General features: G+C 65.2%; 15 protein-coding genes and 1 riboswitch. All 15 genes read right to left on the reverse strand.

Annotation, left to right across the window (positions count from 1 at the left end):
• Positions 1–82: 82 nt before the first annotated feature.
• The 15 genes from nrdE to P1K30_RS06475 all read right to left on the reverse strand — a co-directional run bounded on the left by nrdE (position 83) and on the right by P1K30_RS06475 (position 15,331).
• The gene (gene nrdE / locus P1K30_RS06405) at positions 83–2,215 is read right to left on the reverse strand and encodes a class 1b ribonucleoside-diphosphate reductase subunit alpha (RefSeq protein ID WP_275631863.1); all 2,133 of its coding nucleotides are present in this window, start codon (positions 2,213–2,215) and stop codon (positions 83–85) included.
• A 56-nt stretch (positions 2,216–2,271) separates the two neighbouring features.
• Entirely contained in the window at positions 2,272–3,372 is a 1,101-nt protein-coding gene (locus P1K30_RS06410) for a 5-methyltetrahydropteroyltriglutamate--homocysteine S-methyltransferase (protein WP_275631864.1), read from the reverse strand.
• Positions 3,373–3,425: 53 nt separating this feature from the next.
• Positions 3,426–3,839: a class Ib ribonucleoside-diphosphate reductase assembly flavoprotein NrdI gene (gene nrdI, locus P1K30_RS06415; protein WP_275631865.1), complete on the reverse strand. Its 414-nt coding sequence runs from the start codon at positions 3,837–3,839 to the stop codon at positions 3,426–3,428.
• Between the two features lie 4 nt (positions 3,840–3,843).
• On the reverse strand, positions 3,844–4,065 hold the full coding sequence (gene nrdH, locus P1K30_RS06420; protein WP_275631866.1) for a glutaredoxin-like protein NrdH: 222 nt from the start codon (positions 4,063–4,065) through the stop codon (positions 3,844–3,846).
• Between the two features lie 98 nt (positions 4,066–4,163).
• Positions 4,164–4,357: riboswitch (cobalamin riboswitch) on the reverse strand.
• A 114-nt stretch (positions 4,358–4,471) separates the two neighbouring features.
• A complete protein-coding gene (locus P1K30_RS06425; protein ID WP_275631867.1) occupies positions 4,472–5,323 on the reverse strand; it encodes a metal ABC transporter permease in 852 nt (283 codons plus the stop codon).
• Positions 5,320–6,210 (reverse strand): metal ABC transporter permease, encoded by an 891-nt coding sequence (locus tag P1K30_RS06430; protein WP_275631868.1) that lies wholly within the window; start codon positions 6,208–6,210, stop codon positions 5,320–5,322. The genes P1K30_RS06425 and P1K30_RS06430 overlap by 4 nt, the downstream gene beginning before the upstream one ends.
• Positions 6,210–7,115, reverse strand: coding sequence for a manganese/iron ABC transporter ATP-binding protein (locus P1K30_RS06435; protein WP_275631869.1), 906 nt, complete (start codon positions 7,113–7,115; stop codon positions 6,210–6,212). Before P1K30_RS06435 ends, P1K30_RS06430 begins: the two co-directional genes overlap by 1 nt.
• A gap of 98 nt (positions 7,116–7,213) precedes the next feature.
• Positions 7,214–8,116, reverse strand: a complete 903-nt coding sequence (locus P1K30_RS06440; protein ID WP_275631870.1) for a metal ABC transporter substrate-binding protein — start codon at positions 8,114–8,116, stop codon at positions 7,214–7,216.
• A gap of 145 nt (positions 8,117–8,261) precedes the next feature.
• Complete coding sequence (locus P1K30_RS06445) at positions 8,262–8,879, reverse strand: PqiC family protein (protein ID WP_275631871.1); 618 nt, start codon at positions 8,877–8,879, stop codon at positions 8,262–8,264.
• Between the two features lies 1 nt (position 8,880).
• Positions 8,881–10,746 (reverse strand): PqiB family protein, encoded by a 1,866-nt coding sequence (locus tag P1K30_RS06450; RefSeq protein WP_275631872.1) that lies wholly within the window; start codon positions 10,744–10,746, stop codon positions 8,881–8,883.
• Positions 10,743–11,375, reverse strand: a complete 633-nt coding sequence (locus tag P1K30_RS06455; RefSeq protein ID WP_275632281.1) for a paraquat-inducible protein A — start codon at positions 11,373–11,375, stop codon at positions 10,743–10,745. Before P1K30_RS06455 ends, P1K30_RS06450 begins: the two co-directional genes overlap by 4 nt.
• Positions 11,345–11,983 carry a paraquat-inducible protein A gene (locus P1K30_RS06460; RefSeq protein WP_275631873.1) on the reverse strand — a complete coding sequence of 213 codons (639 nt, stop codon included), beginning with the start codon at positions 11,981–11,983 and terminating at the stop codon, positions 11,345–11,347. Before P1K30_RS06460 ends, P1K30_RS06455 begins: the two co-directional genes overlap by 31 nt.
• Positions 11,984–12,129: 146 nt before the next feature.
• Positions 12,130–12,915: a ChaN family lipoprotein gene (locus P1K30_RS06465; protein ID WP_275631874.1), complete on the reverse strand. Its 786-nt coding sequence runs from the start codon at positions 12,913–12,915 to the stop codon at positions 12,130–12,132.
• Positions 12,912–13,613, reverse strand: coding sequence for a ChuX/HutX family heme-like substrate-binding protein (locus P1K30_RS06470; RefSeq protein ID WP_275631875.1), 702 nt, complete (start codon positions 13,611–13,613; stop codon positions 12,912–12,914). The genes P1K30_RS06465 and P1K30_RS06470 overlap by 4 nt, the downstream gene beginning before the upstream one ends.
• Positions 13,610–15,331 carry an ABC transporter ATP-binding protein/permease gene (locus tag P1K30_RS06475; protein WP_275631876.1) on the reverse strand — a complete coding sequence of 574 codons (1,722 nt, stop codon included), beginning with the start codon at positions 15,329–15,331 and terminating at the stop codon, positions 13,610–13,612. The genes P1K30_RS06470 and P1K30_RS06475 overlap by 4 nt, the downstream gene beginning before the upstream one ends.
• Positions 15,332–15,364: the final 33 nt, after the last annotated feature.

Raw genomic sequence — 15,364 nt, forward strand, 5'->3', positions numbered from 1 at the left:
CGAAAAGGTGCGCATGAATGCGCACCCTACGGGTGGCGACACCTTGATCCGTGTAGGGTGCGCATTCATGCGCACCGCAGCATCACAGCGTGCAGGACACGCAGCCTTCCACTTCGGTTCCTTCCAGCGCGGCTTGGCGCAGGCGGATGTAGTAGATCGTCTTGATCCCCTTCTTCCACGCGTAGATCTGCGCGCGGTTGATGTCGCGCGTGGTGGCCTCGGCGGGGAAGAACAGCGTCAGCGACAGCCCCTGATCGACGTGCTGGGTCGCGGCAGCGTAGGTGTCGATGATCGCCTCGGGCCCGATCTCGTAGGCGTCGCGGTAGTATTCGAGGTTGTCGTTCGTCATGAACGGCGCCGGGTAATAGACGCGCCCGATCTTGCCCTCTTTCCGGATCTCGACCTTCGACGTGATCGGGTGGATCGAGGAAGTGGCATAGTTGATGTAGCTGATCGAACCGGTCGGCGGCACGGCCTGAAGGTTGCGGTTATAGATCCCGTGGGTCTTCACCGCGTCCCGCAGGTCCGCCCAGTCGGCGCTGGTCGGGATCGCGATGCCCGCCTTCTCGAAAAGCTCTGCCACACGGTCCGTTTCGGGCTGCCAAGTGCCGTCGACGTACTTGTCGAAGAAGCTGCCGTCCGCATAGGCGGACGTCTCAAAGCCTTTGAACTTCTTGCCCTTTTCTTTCGCCAGCGCGTTCGATGCCCGCAGCGCGTGATACAGCACGGTGCAGAAGTAGATGTTGGTGAAATCGACACCCTCGGCGGACCCGTAATGGATGCGTTCCCGTGCGAGGTAGCCGTGCAGGTTCATCTGCCCCAGCCCGATGGCGTGGCTTTCGTCGTTGCCCTTTCGGATCGACGGGACCGAGTCGATGGCCGACATCTCGGACACCGCATTAAGCGCGCGGATCGCGGTTCCGACCGACGCGCCAAGGTCGCCGCCGTCCATCGCACGGGCGATGTTCATCGAGCCGAGGTTGCACGAGATGTCGGTGCCCATCGAGGAATAGGACAGGTCCTCGTTGAACTCGGACGCTTCGTTGACCTGCAGGATCTCGGAACACAGGTTCGACATGGCGATGCGGCCCGCGATCGGGTTCGCCTTGTTCACGGTGTCCTCGAACATGATGTAGGGATAGCCGCTTTCGAACTGGATCTCGGCGATCGTCTGGAAGAACGCGCGGGCGTTGATCTTCTTTTTGCGGATCTTCGGGTTGTCGACCATTTCGGCGTATTTCTCGGTGACCGAGATGTCCGAGAAGGGCACGCCATAGACCTTTTCGACGTCATGCGGCGAGAACAGGTACATATCCTCGTTCTTCTTCGCCAGTTCGAAGGTCACGTCGGGGATCACGACGCCGAGGCTCAGGGTCTTGATCCGGATCTTCTCGTCCGCGTTCTCGCGCTTGGTATCAAGGAACCGCAGGATGTCGGGGTGGTGCGCATTCAGATAGACCGCACCGGCCCCCTGACGCGCGCCCAGTTGGTTGGCGTAGCTGAAGGAATCCTCCAGCAGCTTCATCACCGGGATCACGCCCGAGGACTGGTTCTCGATCCCTTTGATGGGCGCGCCGTGCTCACGGATGTTGGTCAGCATCAGGGCCACGCCGCCGCCGCGCTTGGACAGCTGCAGCGCCGAGTTGATGCCGCGCCCGATGCTTTCCATGTTGTCTTCCAGCCGCAGCAGAAAGCACGACACGAACTCGCCGCGCGCCTTTTTGCCGGCGTTCAGGAAGGTCGGCGTCGCGGGCTGGAAGCGACCGTCGAGGATCTCTTCCATCAGCCGCATCGCCAGCGCCTCGTCACCCTGCGCCAGCGTCAGCGCGTTCATCACCACGCGGTCTTCGTAGCGTTCTAGGTACCGTTTTCCGTCACGCGTCTTCAGCGTGTACGAAGTGTAGTATTTGAAGGCGCCGAGGAAGGTCGGGAACCGGAACTTGCGGGCATAGGCCGCGTCCCAGATCGCGCGCTGGAAGTTCTTGGAATACTGGTCCAGCACCTCGGGCTCGTAATAGCCCTCTTCCACCAGATAGCCGAGCTTTTCGTCCAGCGAGTGGAAGAACACGGTGTTCTGGTTGACGTGCTGCAGGAAGTATTGTCGCGCCGCCATCCGGTCGGCCTCGAACTGGATGCGGCCCTCGTCGTCATAGAGGTTCAGCATCGCGTTCAGCGCGTGGTAGTCGAGCGAAGCGGTCGCGGCGGTATCCAGCATGGTCGGTCCTCGTGGAAAAACAGGCGGGCCCGGATCGCTCCGGGCCCGATTTGCTATCAGGCCTCGCCCCAGACGTCCTGGGCGACTTTCACGACCAGTTCCAGCTTGCGGCGCTGATCGTCCTCGGTGACCTTGTTGCCTTCCTCGGTGGAAGCGAATCCACACTGCGGCGCGATCCCGAGCTGGTCCATGTCCACGAATTTCGAGGCGGCTTCAAGCTGCCGCTTGATGTCGTCGACCTTTTCCAGTTCGGCGGTCTTCGTGGTGATGAAACCGGGCATGACGCGCTTGGTGCCCTTGGGCAGCAGACCCAGCGGTTCCAGCCCGCCCGCGCGCTCGCTGTCGTACTCCATGAAGTACACGTCGACGCTGGTCTGGTTGAAGATCGCGTCCGCCGCAGCGTCGTAGCCGCCGGTCGCCACGAAGGTCGACTGGAAGTTGCCGCGGCACATGTGCATGCCGATCACCATGTCGTCGGGACGGTCCTTGATCGCCTCTTCCAGCATCCATGCGTAACGCTGGATCATCCAGTCCGGGTCCTGACCCATCGAACGGCGAATCTCGCGCTGCTTCTCGTCGCCGAGGTAGGCAAAGAAGATATCGTCCAGCTGCAGGTAACGGCAGCCGACGTCATAGAAGGCGTGCACGGCCTTTTTGAAGGTCGCGGCGATCTCTGCGGTGAACAGGTCCTGATCTTCGTAGGGCGCGTGGTGGTTGTGGTCCGGCGTCACGCGGAAGTGGACCGCCGAAGGGCCGGGGATCGAGATCTTGGGGCAAACGCCGGTGTTGGCGGCCACGAATTTGAAGTGGTCCAGCATCGGGTGGTCGGCCGGGAAATCCAGCGCCTTGTCGATGGTCGGCGCAAGGCTGACGGTGGCGCCTTTGAAGCCCAGCGCGTCGCCGCCGGTCTCGACGATATCCAGCCCGGTCAGGCCATCCATGAAGTCATAGTGCCAGAAGGCGCGGCGCGCTTCGCCGTCGGTGACGACCTTCAGGCCCACATCTTCCTGCATCTTGATCAGGGCCGGGATCTCGCGGTCCTCGATCTGCTTCAGCTCGTCTCCGGTGACGCCGGCCTTGCGGGCTTGGGCGATCGGAGCAGGGCGCAGCAGGCTGCCGACATGGTCGGCACGAAACGGTGGGCGTAGATCTGTCATGATGTTCCTTGAAGGTATGCGTCGGATAGGAGGAGGAGGAGGTGCCCGCGCCGTCAGGCGGCCGAGCAGAGGGTGTCCCGCATCCGGTCAAGTCCTGACCGGATGCGGGTGACATCGGTATCGGTTCCCGCAAGCTCGAAGCGGTACAGCACGGGTACGCCGCACTTTTTCGAGATCACGTCACCCGCAAGGGCGAAGGTCGTACCGAAATTGCGATTGCCGCCCGCGATCACGCCGCGCAGCAGGGCCCGGGTCGCGGGGTCGTTCAGCAGGCGGATGACCTGCTTGGGAACCGCGCCCCGCCCCTCGCCGTCGGCGAAGGTCGGGCAGACAAGGACGAAGGGCTTGTCCACCACCGGCATGGGATCTGCCGGGCTGATCGGGACGCGGGCTGCGGGCAGCCCAAGACGTTCGACCAGCCGCGCCGTGTTCCCGGAGCGCGACGAATAGTAGACAAGCCCCGTCATGTCCTCAGGACAGCCGACCGATCATGTCGGGACGGAAGCCGGCCCAGTGATCTTCACCGGCGACGACGACGGGCGCCTGCCGATAGCCAAGACCCTGCACCATTTCCATCGCGTCGGCGTCCTCGGTCAGGTCGACGATGGCGAAATCCAGGCCACGGGCTTCAAGCGCACGAGTGGTTGCGGTGCACTGCACGCAGGCGGGTTTCGAATACACGGTGATGGTCATCTGCTCTGTCCCTTCAGGTCTGGTTGATGCGAACCGAAGGGGACACGGAAACAGGCGCTTTGCGCCTGCCCACGCATCCGGGCCCTCCGCCGCGGTCGTCGTCTTTTCGCGCTTTGGCAGGTCTCCTGACTCCGCGGCTCGGTCGCTTTGGCCCGCCTTCCCGGTGTTGCCTGACACCAGTGGTTCCGGGCCTTGGCTCGCCGCTTACAGTTGCGGGGGCAGTACCGGATTTGCACCGGTTTCCCTTTTCACCCCGAGTCACCTCGTGGGCACCAAAAGCAACACCATATTGGGCCAGCCGCCCGAGGGCTGTCAACATATAGGAGGCTGACGACGTCGAGGAAATCGACCCGAAACCGGAACCGTGGCAGAAATCACTCGCCCCCTTGCAGCCCGCTGGGATGGGTCAGGTTTCGGCCTCTAGCCGCAGCCTGGACGCGCGGCGGGTCAGAAGCAAGCGGCGCACGAAGGCCAGCAGGAACATCGACGACAAGATCAGGATGACGGTCGGTGCCGGGGCGCTGTCGAGGAAAAAACTGGCATAGGCCCCGCCCAGCATCGCGACAAGGCAGACGACGACGGCGGTGACCAGCATCCGCCCGAAACTGCGCACCAGAAGGAACGCGATGGCGCCCGGCGCGATCAGCAGCCCGACCGCAAGGATCAGGCCGGTCGAGGTCAGCGTGGCGACGATGGTCAGCGACAGGATGGTCAGCAGGCCATAGTGCAGCAGGTTCACGCGAAGCCCGCTTGCCTGCGCCTGCGCCGGATCGAAGGCGTGCAGCAGCAGGTCTTTCCACTTCAGCAGCAGCACAACCGTGACACCGGCAGAGATCAGGCCAGCCGTCCACAGATCCTGCGGCCCGACACCCAACATGTTGCCGTACAGGACGTGGTCCAGATGCTCGTTGGTGTGGATCGAGGTGTACAGGATCAGCCCGACCCCGAACATGCCCGAGAACACGACGCCCATGATGGTGTCCTGCTTCACGCGGCTGTTTTCCGACAGATAGCCGGTTGCCACCGCGCAGGTCATCCCCGCCGCGAACGCGCCGATGATCAACGGAATGCCGGTGATCCAAGCCAGCACGATACCCGGAAGAATCGCGTGGCTGATCGCGTCGCCCATCAGCGCCCAGCCTTTCAGGACAAGAAAGCACGACAGCAATGCCGTCGGCACCGCCACGATCGCCGCGATCAGAAAGGCGTTCTGCATGAACGGGAACTGGAACGGCAGCAGAAGCGTGTCGAGGTTCATTCCGCAGGCTCCGGTTTGGCCGGCATCGCGGTGGGATCGGATACAAGCGCCGCTGCGGCCAGACGGCGGGTCGCCAGCAGGCCGTGCTTCGGGGCGAGGATGAAGGCCAGAAGGAACAGCACGGTCTGCAGAGTCACGATCACGCCGCCGGTCGCGCCGTCCAAGAAGAAGCTGATGTAGGCACCGAAGAAGCTGGTCAGCGTGCCGATGGCGACCGACGTCAGGATCAGACGCGGGAAGCGGTCGCACAGCAGGTAGGCCGTCGCGCCCGGCGTCACCACCATCGCGATCACAAGGAACGCGCCGACGGTCTGCATCGCCGCGACGACAGCGGCGGACAGCAGGACGAAAAACACCGCCTTCAGCAAGCCGGGGCGCAGGCCGATGGATTTCGCGTGGTTCTCGTCGAAGAAGGTGACCATCAGGTCCTTCCACTTCGCAAGCAGGATAGCCAGCGAGACCACGCCGATGATCGCCAGCTGCAGCGTATCCTCGGGGGTGATGGCAAGGATGTTGCCCATCGTGATCGTCTGGATCGATACGGACATCGGATTGATCGAGACAAGGAACAACCCCAGACCGAAGAAGGACGTGAAGATCAGACCGATGATCACATCGACCTTCAGACCCGAGCGGTCGCTGAGGAACAGCATCGCCCCCGCCGCCAGCCCGCCCGCGATGAAGGCGCCCAGCGCGAAGGGCAGGCCAAGGATATAGGCCCCCGCCACCCCGGGCACGACCGAGTGGGACAGCGCGTCGCCGATCAGGGACCAGCCTTTCAGCATCAGATAGGCGGACAGAAAAGCGCACACGCCGCCGACTAGGGCGGACACCCACATCGCGTTGGCCATGTAGCCATAGGTAAAAGGAACCAGCAGCAGGTCCATCAGCTGTCCTCGCCCCTTATGCGCGTGCGATCGCCATAGTGAACCAGCGGCCGTTCGTCGTCGGTGAAGATCGTCAGTTCGCGCGGGTCGTCGTGGTGATCGTCATGCAGGTCGGCGCCGCCCAGCGTAAAGTGCCGCAACACCCCGCCGAACGCCTGTTCAAGGTTCTCGCGCGTAAAGGTCGTGTCGGTCGGCCCGTAGGCCAGCACCGTTCCCTTCACCAGCACGGTGCGGTCGCAGAACTCGGGGACCGAGCCAAGGTTGTGGGTCGACACCAGCATCACCCGCCCCTCGCCCTTCAACTCGCGCAGCAGGGCGACGATCTGTTCCTCGGTCTTCACGTCGACGCCGGTGAAGGGCTCGTCCAACAGGATCACCTGCCCTTCCTGCGCCAGCGCGCGGGCAAGGAACACCCGTTTGCGCTGACCGCCGGACAGCTCTCCGATCTGGCGGTCGCGGAAGTCCTGCATGTTCACCCGGCGCAGGGCCGCGTCGACGGCTTCGTGGTCGGCGGCACGCGGGCGGCGCAAGAATCCCATGTGGCCATAGCGGCCCATCATCACCACGTCCTCGACCAGCACCGGAAAGCCCCAGTCGACCTCTTCCGCTTGCGGCACATAGGCGACAAGGTTCTCGCGCAGGGCCTGCTTTACCGTGCGGCCCAGCAGCCGGATCTCGCCCGCTGCCGCCGGGACGAAACCCATGATCGCCTTGAATAGGGTCGATTTCCCAGCCCCGTTCACCCCGACCAAAGCCGTCACCGTGCCGCGCGGGATCTCGAAGCTTGCGTGGCGCAGCGCGGTATGGCCGTTGCGGTAGGTGACGGTCACGTCCCGCGCAAGGATGCCGCCGCCGGGACCGTCGTCCGCGATCCGCTCTGCCGGGGCCGGGGTGGTGTCGAGCATCGAAGTCCTTTCGGCAGGCACGCCTGCGTTTCTCTTAAATCATAGCCTCGCCCCACGGCCCGGAAAGCCGCCGGGCAGGTCCCGGTCCAGCGCCGGGGTCAGTCCGCCGCTGGCGCCAACCCGTCCGCGACGGTTTCCGACGTCACGCGCAGCAGGTCGAGATAGGTCGGAACCGCACCGTCCGCTTCGGACAGCGAGTCGACGTACAGCACGCCGCCATAGTCCGCGCCGGTTTCACGGGCGACCTGTTCCGCCGGCGCGGTGTTGACCGTACTTTCGCAGAACACGACCGGGATCTCGTTCTGTCGCACGCCGTCGATGACCGCGCGGACCTGTTGCGGTGTGCCGACCTGATCGGCGTTCATCGGCCACAGGTACAGCTCTTGCATCCCGAAATCCCGCGCAAGGTACGAGAACGCGCCTTCGCAGGTCACCAGCCAGCGCTGCCGCTCTGGTATCTGCGCGATACGCTCGCGCAGCGGGTCGATCGTGTCGCGGATCTCGGCCTTATAGGCGTCGGCGTTGGCCGCATAGGCCTCGGCGTTTTCGGGATCCTCGGCCGACAGGGCGGCGGCGATGTTGTCGACGTAGATCATCGCGTTCTCGACGCCCATCCAAGCGTGGGGGTTCGACTGTCCCTCGTACGCGCCTGCGGCGATCGGGATCGGGTCGATCCCCTCGCTTAGCGTCACCGACGGCACGTCGCCAAGGTTGGCCAGAAACTGCTCGAACCACAGTTCAAGGTTCAGGCCGTTCCAAAGAACAAGATCCGCGTCGCTGGCGCCCACTATGTCACGCGGCGTGGGTTCGTATCCGTGGATCTCGGCCCCCGGCTTGGTGATCGACACGACCTCTGCCGCATCGCCCGCGACGTTCCGCGCCATGTCGGCCAAAACGGTGAAGGTGGTCACGACCTTCAGTCGCTCGCCGTCCTGCGCGGACGCAGCGCCCGCCAGAAGCACGGCGGCGGCGGCGGAAAGGGTCGAGAGGGGGATGCGCATCGGTTTCTCCCGTTGGCGTCTGATCTTTGATCTGATGTTAATGCAAATCATTCGCAAACGTCAATCTACTTGCGAACGGCTTGCAACTTAGCCCGGACCATCAAAAGAAAAAGGCGTGCAAGCCCCGCCTGCACGCCTTTTTCGATTATCTTACAAGATCCCGAGCGATCTGTTCGGACAGCCGCGTCAGGGCTGCCGCCTGCGCCTCGGCAATGGCCGAGGGCCCGTCCCCGGCAAGCGCCACCGCGATGTCGAAGATCCCGACCCGGTCCGGCAGCGGCGCGGGCAGCGATCTGGGCACGTAATCCGGGTCTTCGAAGATGTCGTCCTGCACCGGCACCTCGGACCCGATGAAGTACTGCCCCGAGATCCGGAAGGTGCCTTGGTTGGTGGCGATGAAGTTCTCGATCCGCACGTCGACCACCCCGTCCGGCGGCGCCGGCAGCGGCCACGGTTCCGGCGCGACCTTGGCCGAGGTCATCGCGTTTAGATGCCGCGTCACCGTCAGCGTCGTCGCGCGTTCCGGATCGTCGGCCCACAGACCGGAATTCGACGTCTTCACGACGCCGTTCTTGTCCTGAAACGCGATCTCTTCATCGGCGGCGTAGGTCGGCAGCGACACGGTGCGCACCAGCAGGGTCGAAACCGCCGCGCGCACCCGCAGGTTCGACGGGGGCGAATCCACAAGGTAACGCGGCCCGCCCTCGCCACAGGCGGCAAGAGCAAGTGCCGCGATGAGGGTCGTGAGTGCTCTGATCTTCATGTCACCGTCCCAGAATGATCGAGTTCGGGTTGCGTTGCAGTGTCCGCGCAAGGTTGCGCACGGCTTCCGACGCTTCGCTGATGCTGCGCAGGGTCGAAAGGGTACTTGTCACCAGCCGCGAGCTGTCGCTGAACGTGCTCAGCGTCGCCTCGGCGCGCAGAACCAGCGTATCCAGCCGGGCGACCAGCGGCGGCAGGCCTGCCGCGGCGTCTTCCACGGACCCGGCCGCGCTGACGGTCGAGTTGAAGGCCTCTTCGACTTTCTCCGAGATGCCCGCCTCGCGGATCTCGGTCACGACCTCACGCGCTTCGGCAAGCACCGCACGGGCTTCCGCGAACGTCGCCTCAAGGCTTGGCACCGCGCCGCGCACGGTATCAAGCGTTTCATTGACCTCGGGCACGACCGAACGGATGTCCGCCAAGGTCTCGGTCACGCCCGGCAGGACGGCGCGCGTGTCTTCGGAGTTCACCAGATTGGTGACCGAATCCAGCATACGCTCGGCCGAGGCCAAAACCTCTTCGATCGGCAGTTCGTTGATCCGCTGGAACACGCCCTGCGCCGTGGCGTTCAGGTCCGCAAGGTCAGAGTCCACCGTCGGAAGTTCCGGGGGACGGCCCTGCCGGTTCACGATCCACGCGGGATCGGCGTCGGGCACCTCGATCAGTTCCACGACCAGCTGGTTCGACAAAAGGCTGGCCGACGCAAGACGCGCGCGCAGACCCTGCACCACATAATCGTCCAGCAGCGACAACGCCTCTTCCGTCGTCGCCCCTTCGCCAAGCCCCAACCGGGGCGGAGACACCGCGAGCGTCGCGTTCAGGCGTACGACTTTGCGGTCGCCAACGTCCTCGGCAACCATCGCGACACCCGTCACCTCGCCCACCGGCACGCCTTGAAACCTTACCGCCGTGCCTTCGGACAGGCCGCTGACCACGCCGTCGAACACGGCAAGCAGTTCCAGCGTCTGCGCGGTGCCGTCCGTCAGAAGGCTGGCCTGCGCCGCCTCTTCGTCGCCGAACAACTGATAGGCCTGCCCCGGCTCGATGGGGTCGCCGCCCGACACCAGCGTGTCGAAGCTGACGCCGCCCTCGACCAGCGAGGCCAGCGAAGAGAAGTCGAGCGACACACCGCCCGACCCAAGCGTGACCGATACGCCCGAAATGTCCCAAAACCGCGTGTTCGTCGACAGCAGGCGGTCATACGGGGCCTCGACGAAAGCACGGATCACGACCCCTTCGCCGTTCGGCGAAAGTTGCGGGCTTTCGACCTCGCCGACGCGGATGCCCTTGTACAGCACCGGCGCGCCGTTCGCGATCGAGTTGCCGTCGCGCGCGCGCAGTTCGATGGGCGTGCCGGGGCGGGTCGGATCGACCAGCGGCGCCTCTGCCAGCCCGGTGAACCGCGTCTGGGCCGTGCCCGCCTCGCTGTCCCACGTTCCTTCGATGTAGACACCGGACAGGACGGTATCCAAGCCGCTGATCCCGCGCACCGAAACCTCGGGCTCGACCACCCAGAACTCCGCGTCTTCGTCGAGGTAGGGAACGATCTCGCGGGTCACCCGGACCGAGACCACGACCTCTGACAGGTCGTCCGAGAACGAAACCTCTTCGACACTGCCGACAACGACATCGCGATAGCGCAGGTCCGTCTCGTCGGCGCCGATCCCCGAGGCGCTTTCAAAGCCGATCTCGATCAGCACGCCGCGTCCGGAATAGCTTTGCCACGCCACGCCAAGGGAAATGGCCAGCGCCAAAAGGGGGACAGCCCAGATGAAAGATACGCGGGACAGCAGTCCGCGCGACCGGCGCCGGACGTTTGCCTCTGCCGGACCAGCGCCGGGTGTCGGATCCGCGTTCGGATCGCTCATTCAAACTCCTCGTCCGCGTCCCAGATCAACCGCGGATCAAGGCTTTGTGCGGACAACATCGTAAACGCAACCGACAGCGCAAAACTTACCGCCGCAATGCCGGGGTTGATGATAGCCACGGATCCAAGCTGGACAAGGGCGGACAGGATCGCCACGACGAACACGTCGATCATCGACCAGCGCCCGATAAACTCTACCACCTCGAACAGCTTGTGCCGCTGATGCGCGTTCATCACAACCGATTTCCGCACGCCCAGCGCCAGATAGGCGATGGCGATGAACTTGCCGATCGGGATCATGACACTGGCGACGAAGACGACGCCGGCGACAAGGTAGGACCCTTGGTTCACCAACTCGATCGCACCGCCGACAATGGTGCTTTCTTCCCTGTGCAGCAGCGTCGACGTCCGCAGCATCGGATAAATGTTGGCCGGGATGTAAACAACGATGCCCGCGATCAGCCACGCCCAGACGCGCTGAAGCGAATGAAGGTCTCGACTGCGCACCGCACTGCCGCAGCGGCTGCATTCTTCCGTTCCGGCAGGGTGAACCAGCCCGCAGCTTTGGCAGGCGACAAGCCCCTGCCCGCGGGCGGTGCCTAAGCGCGGTTCTGTTCCAGAGATTTCCATATCGTGTACCGGCACATAGCGTTGTCCTGAAGGACGGTGACGATCACCAGTCCTGCGAAAGCCCAGAAGGCCGGGCCGAAACTGACCGTCGCCAGCCCAGCGACCTTCACCAGCGCGACAGAGACGCCGACGATGAAAATCTCGGCCATCGACCACGGCCGCAGGTGTTCGGCCAGCCGAAACGCCGCGGACGCCCCGGCGAAGGGCCTGCGGTTCCGGACCAGCGGCCAGACCGTGTACATGATCGCGGCGAAGCGGGTCACCGGGATCAGCACGATCAGCATCGCCACCGCGAAGGACAGCGGCAGCATCAGCCCGGTCGAGAAGGCAAGGATCGCGTCGATCACCGAGGTGGCGTTGTGCAACCCAGCGGCATCGAGCGAGATGAAGGGGAAGAACACGGCGCCGATCATAAGGATCATCGCCGTCAGAGCCAACGACATCACCCGCAGGTACGCGTTCGACCGCGGCGACGCCAGCACCCGCCCGCAACGGATGCAGGTAGCGGTGTGATCGTCCGGGATGTCCGGTTCGAAATGCAGCGTATCGCAGTGCGGACAGGCAATCAGGGGCCGCCCGTCAATCAAGATCTTGTCGCCATCCAGCATGTCGTGGCCGTTCCTTCGCGCGTTGCGACCCCACGCCTAAGCGGGGATCGCCAGCAATCATGCTGTCTAACTAGCGCGGTGTGCAAGCGGGTCCCGTTCGGGGGGGCACGGGGGAACGGCTGCTGTAAAAGCGGGCGGGGCCGGGGTCAGCTCAGCCTGCACACGAAATCCGCCGCGCCCGCGTCCAGCGGCGGGTCGCCGCTGTCTTGCGTCACCGCAACGCACGCGCTGTCGTCGCCAAGATCCGCCAGCTGCCAAGACACGCCGCCGCCCCATTGCAGATGGCCACGCCCGATGACGCCGATCACCAGCGCACCCTCATGCGCCGCGCGCGCCGCCCGTATCCGCGTGGCGAAGGCGCGGTCCCAGACTTCCTGCGCGCGCAAGAACCGGTCCAGCGCCGGATCTTCCGGACCGCTAACCCCACGCCCCGCGGGGCCGCCGCCAGTCAGGTCGAATATGAAGCGGCGATAGGGCATGGGCGACGGGCGCGCGGGGGTCAGCCCCTCGCGGTCCGCCTTGGGTACGCTGTCCCAGCCGCCCTTGCCGACCTCGCGCACAAGGCCCCGGCGGCAGTTCAGCCCGACCATCGGCGTTCCGGTCGCGCGGCAGAACCGGAACAGGGGCAGGTACAATTCGGGTGGAAAGCCCCAGACCTCGCCCCATTCGGCGCGTTCAAGAAACTCGGCCTCGTCCAGCTTGCCCGCGACCCAGTCGGCCAGCACCGGGTCCAGCCGGGCCGGGAACATCTCATAGCCCATGACCACCGGCCGCTGCGCCTGAAGCGCCGTCGCGACGTCCAACTGCCAGCGGTGGATGTCGGCACGGTCGTGCTGTTCGCCCAGCAGGACAACGTCGGCCTTCAGCATCCGCGACAAAACCTCGGGGTCCGCCACGGGCCCCGCCCCCGGCGCGTACCAATCGCCGCTCATTCCGCTGCGACCCGTTCGATGACAAGCCCTGTCTCGACCGTGTCGGGGCCAAGCGCGACGAACCGGTCGCCGTCTTCCCGCCAGCCGGACACGGTTCCGGCCCGCAGGTGCAGGTGGAAATCCGGGGTCATCACGTTGGCGAAGCCCATGCCGGGCTTCACCGTCTCGATCCTGCCATGCCAGCTTTGTTCGCAGCCCGGATGCGCGGCGCGGATGGTGACGGCGGTGCCCTTATCCCGCAGACGTTCCAGCAGGACCAACCCGGGGTCGTCGCTGAAATCCTTGGGCGCATCGCCAGCGGGACGGGTCCGGGGGACGGCATCGACCGCCTGCCGCGTCAGGCCGTCCAGCGCGCCGACGACCGCGTCGGCACCGTCCATCCCGACGATACGGAGAACTGACGCGCCCTCGGCGTCGGTGAAATCCAGCGACGGATAGACCTGCCCGCCCATCTCTGAACTGGTATCCAGCGTCACACCCGCAAGACGCGCCGCGTCGATCCGGGCGGTGTGAACGGCGCCGCCCAGCGCGATCCGGTCGCCATCGGCCTTTACCGTGCCGACCGCGCCGATCCGCTCGTGGGTGGCGCCGTTGCCCTTCAGCACGGCCATCACGCGCTGCATGTGCGGCAGGCGTCCGAGGATGTCGGCGGGTGTCGCGCCGCCCAGCGCCCAGCGGCCCTTTTCGATGTCCGTCATGCCGATTTCCTTTGTTCCAGAGAGGCAGCGCCGATGCGCCATATGTGCGTGGGTTCAAGTGCCGTGGGCTCGCGGTGGGCGACGCACAGGATCGCGGCGTCGGGCAGGTCCCGGCGCAGGATCGCCAGCAGGTGCGCCTCGCTTGCGGCGTCCAGCGAAGAGGTCGCCTCGTCCAGCACCACCCAGTCCGGCCGGTGCAGCAGCACCCGCGCCAGCGCCAGCCGCTGACGTTCCCCCAGCGACAGCCCTTCAAGCGACGCCTCGCCATCCGCATCCAGCGCGCCAAGCCGGTGCGACAGACCCAGCCTGTCCAGCACATCGCGCAGGCGGTCATCGGCAATGCTGTCCGGGTCGGCGGGATAGCAGGCGGCGGCGCGCAGCCCGTCGGAAAACAGGTGCGGACGCTGGGGCAGGACCATCATACGGCCCTTGGGCGTTTCGATCCGTCCCTCGCCATAGCGCCACAGGCCCGAAACGGCGGCCAGAAGCGTCGTCTTGCCCTGCCCCGAATCCCCGGCCAGCCAGACGCGGTCGCCGCGGCGCACGGTCCTGTCGGGCACCGCGTCCAGCCAGCGCCCGTCGGGGGTGGCCAACCGCAAGCCCCGGACATGCAGCGCGCCGTCGCCGCTGGGCGCCCGCTGGATGGCGCAGGGCGCGGCGGGCATCGGTTCCGGGCCGTCGGTCATGCGGAACAGGTCGTCCAGGCGATGCGCGACGGCGGCGAACTCGGCAAGGTCCCGGTACGAGAATATGAACCAGCTGAGCGACGTCGTGACCCGGCTGAACGTGGACGACAGCTGCATCAGCCCGCCAAAGGTGACGGACCCCGCGAAGTACGCCGGCAGCGCGAAGAACAGCGGCACGCGCAGGATGGTCTGCCAATAGGGACGGGTGAAGATGCCAAGAATGAACTCGCGCCCGATCAGCCTGAACCAGTTCTGCCGGATCGCCTCGAACCGCTGCGACAGGCGACGGCGTTCGGCCTCTTCACCGCCGGACTGCGCGACCTCTGTCGCGTTGTCGCGCAGTTGGACAAGGGCGTGCCGGAAGTCAGCCTCGCGCCGTTCCTGCCGGAAGAAGATGGATTTCAGCGGATAGCCCAGCCCGTGGGTGATGAAGCTGGCGACAAGCACGTACACGAAGGCCAGCCAGACCATATAGCGCGGGACGGCGACGTCGACGCCCAGCAGGCTAAAGCGCAGGACGAAGTCGGACAGCGACCACAGGATCGCGATATAGGTGACCAACCCGACGATGCGGCCGATCAGGTCCAGCGTCTCTTGCAGCAGAAGCTCGACATAGCGGTTGCAGTCCTCGGCGACGCGCTGGTCCGGGTTGTCGATGGCGTCGGGGGACAGGCCGGGACGCAGGTGCCAATAGGCCTGCCCGCCCAGCCACGCATCCAGCGTCTTGTGCGTCAGCCGCGCCCGCCAGCGGAACCGCAGCCAGTCGCGCAGGTAGGACTGCGTCAGATTGATCCCGGCCAGCGCGCCGACGATCACGGCGAAAACCCCAAGCTCGTGGACCGCGCCGGTGACGTCCATCTGTTCGACGGCATCATAAAACCGCCCGGTCCACGCGATCATCTGCACGTCGACCCAAAGCTCGACGAAGATCAGCGCAAAGACGGTGCCGAACAGAACCAGCCCGATCCACGCCTGCGGACCCGAGGCGGCCAACCACGTCAGCCGCCAGATACGTTTGAGAATGTTGGGCATCAGAACCTCGCGTCGATGCCGCCCCGCAACCGC

Source organism: Psychromarinibacter halotolerans (genome assembly GCF_029168315.1).
Classification (GTDB): Bacteria; Pseudomonadota; Alphaproteobacteria; order Rhodobacterales; family Rhodobacteraceae; genus Psychromarinibacter; species Psychromarinibacter halotolerans.

Coding starts and splice junctions, on each gene's coding strand:
- P1K30_RS06450 (WP_275631872.1), bottom strand. CDS start 10,746: ATGAGCGATCCGAACGCGGATCCGACACCCGGCGCTGGTCCGGCAGAG.
- P1K30_RS06410 (WP_275631864.1), bottom strand. CDS start 3,372: ATGACAGATCTACGCCCACCGTTTCGTGCCGACCATGTCGGCAGCCTG.
- nrdH (WP_275631866.1), bottom strand. CDS start 4,065: ATGACCATCACCGTGTATTCGAAACCCGCCTGCGTGCAGTGCACCGCA.
- P1K30_RS06455 (WP_275632281.1), bottom strand. CDS start 11,375: ATGGAAATCTCTGGAACAGAACCGCGCTTAGGCACCGCCCGCGGGCAG.
- nrdI (WP_275631865.1), bottom strand. CDS start 3,839: ATGACGGGGCTTGTCTACTATTCGTCGCGCTCCGGGAACACGGCGCGG.
- P1K30_RS06445 (WP_275631871.1), bottom strand. CDS start 8,879: ATGAAGATCAGAGCACTCACGACCCTCATCGCGGCACTTGCTCTTGCC.
- P1K30_RS06460 (WP_275631873.1), bottom strand. CDS start 11,983: ATGCTGGATGGCGACAAGATCTTGATTGACGGGCGGCCCCTGATTGCC.
- P1K30_RS06470 (WP_275631875.1), bottom strand. CDS start 13,613: ATGACGGACATCGAAAAGGGCCGCTGGGCGCTGGGCGGCGCGACACCC.
- P1K30_RS06425 (WP_275631867.1), bottom strand. CDS start 5,323: ATGAACCTCGACACGCTTCTGCTGCCGTTCCAGTTCCCGTTCATGCAG.
- P1K30_RS06465 (WP_275631874.1), bottom strand. CDS start 12,915: ATGAGCGGCGATTGGTACGCGCCGGGGGCGGGGCCCGTGGCGGACCCC.
- nrdE (WP_275631863.1), bottom strand. CDS start 2,215: ATGCTGGATACCGCCGCGACCGCTTCGCTCGACTACCACGCGCTGAAC.
- P1K30_RS06440 (WP_275631870.1), bottom strand. CDS start 8,116: ATGCGCATCCCCCTCTCGACCCTTTCCGCCGCCGCCGCCGTGCTTCTG.
- P1K30_RS06430 (WP_275631868.1), bottom strand. CDS start 6,210: ATGGACCTGCTGCTGGTTCCTTTTACCTATGGCTACATGGCCAACGCG.
- P1K30_RS06475 (WP_275631876.1), bottom strand. CDS start 15,331: ATGCCCAACATTCTCAAACGTATCTGGCGGCTGACGTGGTTGGCCGCC.
- P1K30_RS06435 (WP_275631869.1), bottom strand. CDS start 7,115: ATGCTCGACACCACCCCGGCCCCGGCAGAGCGGATCGCGGACGACGGT.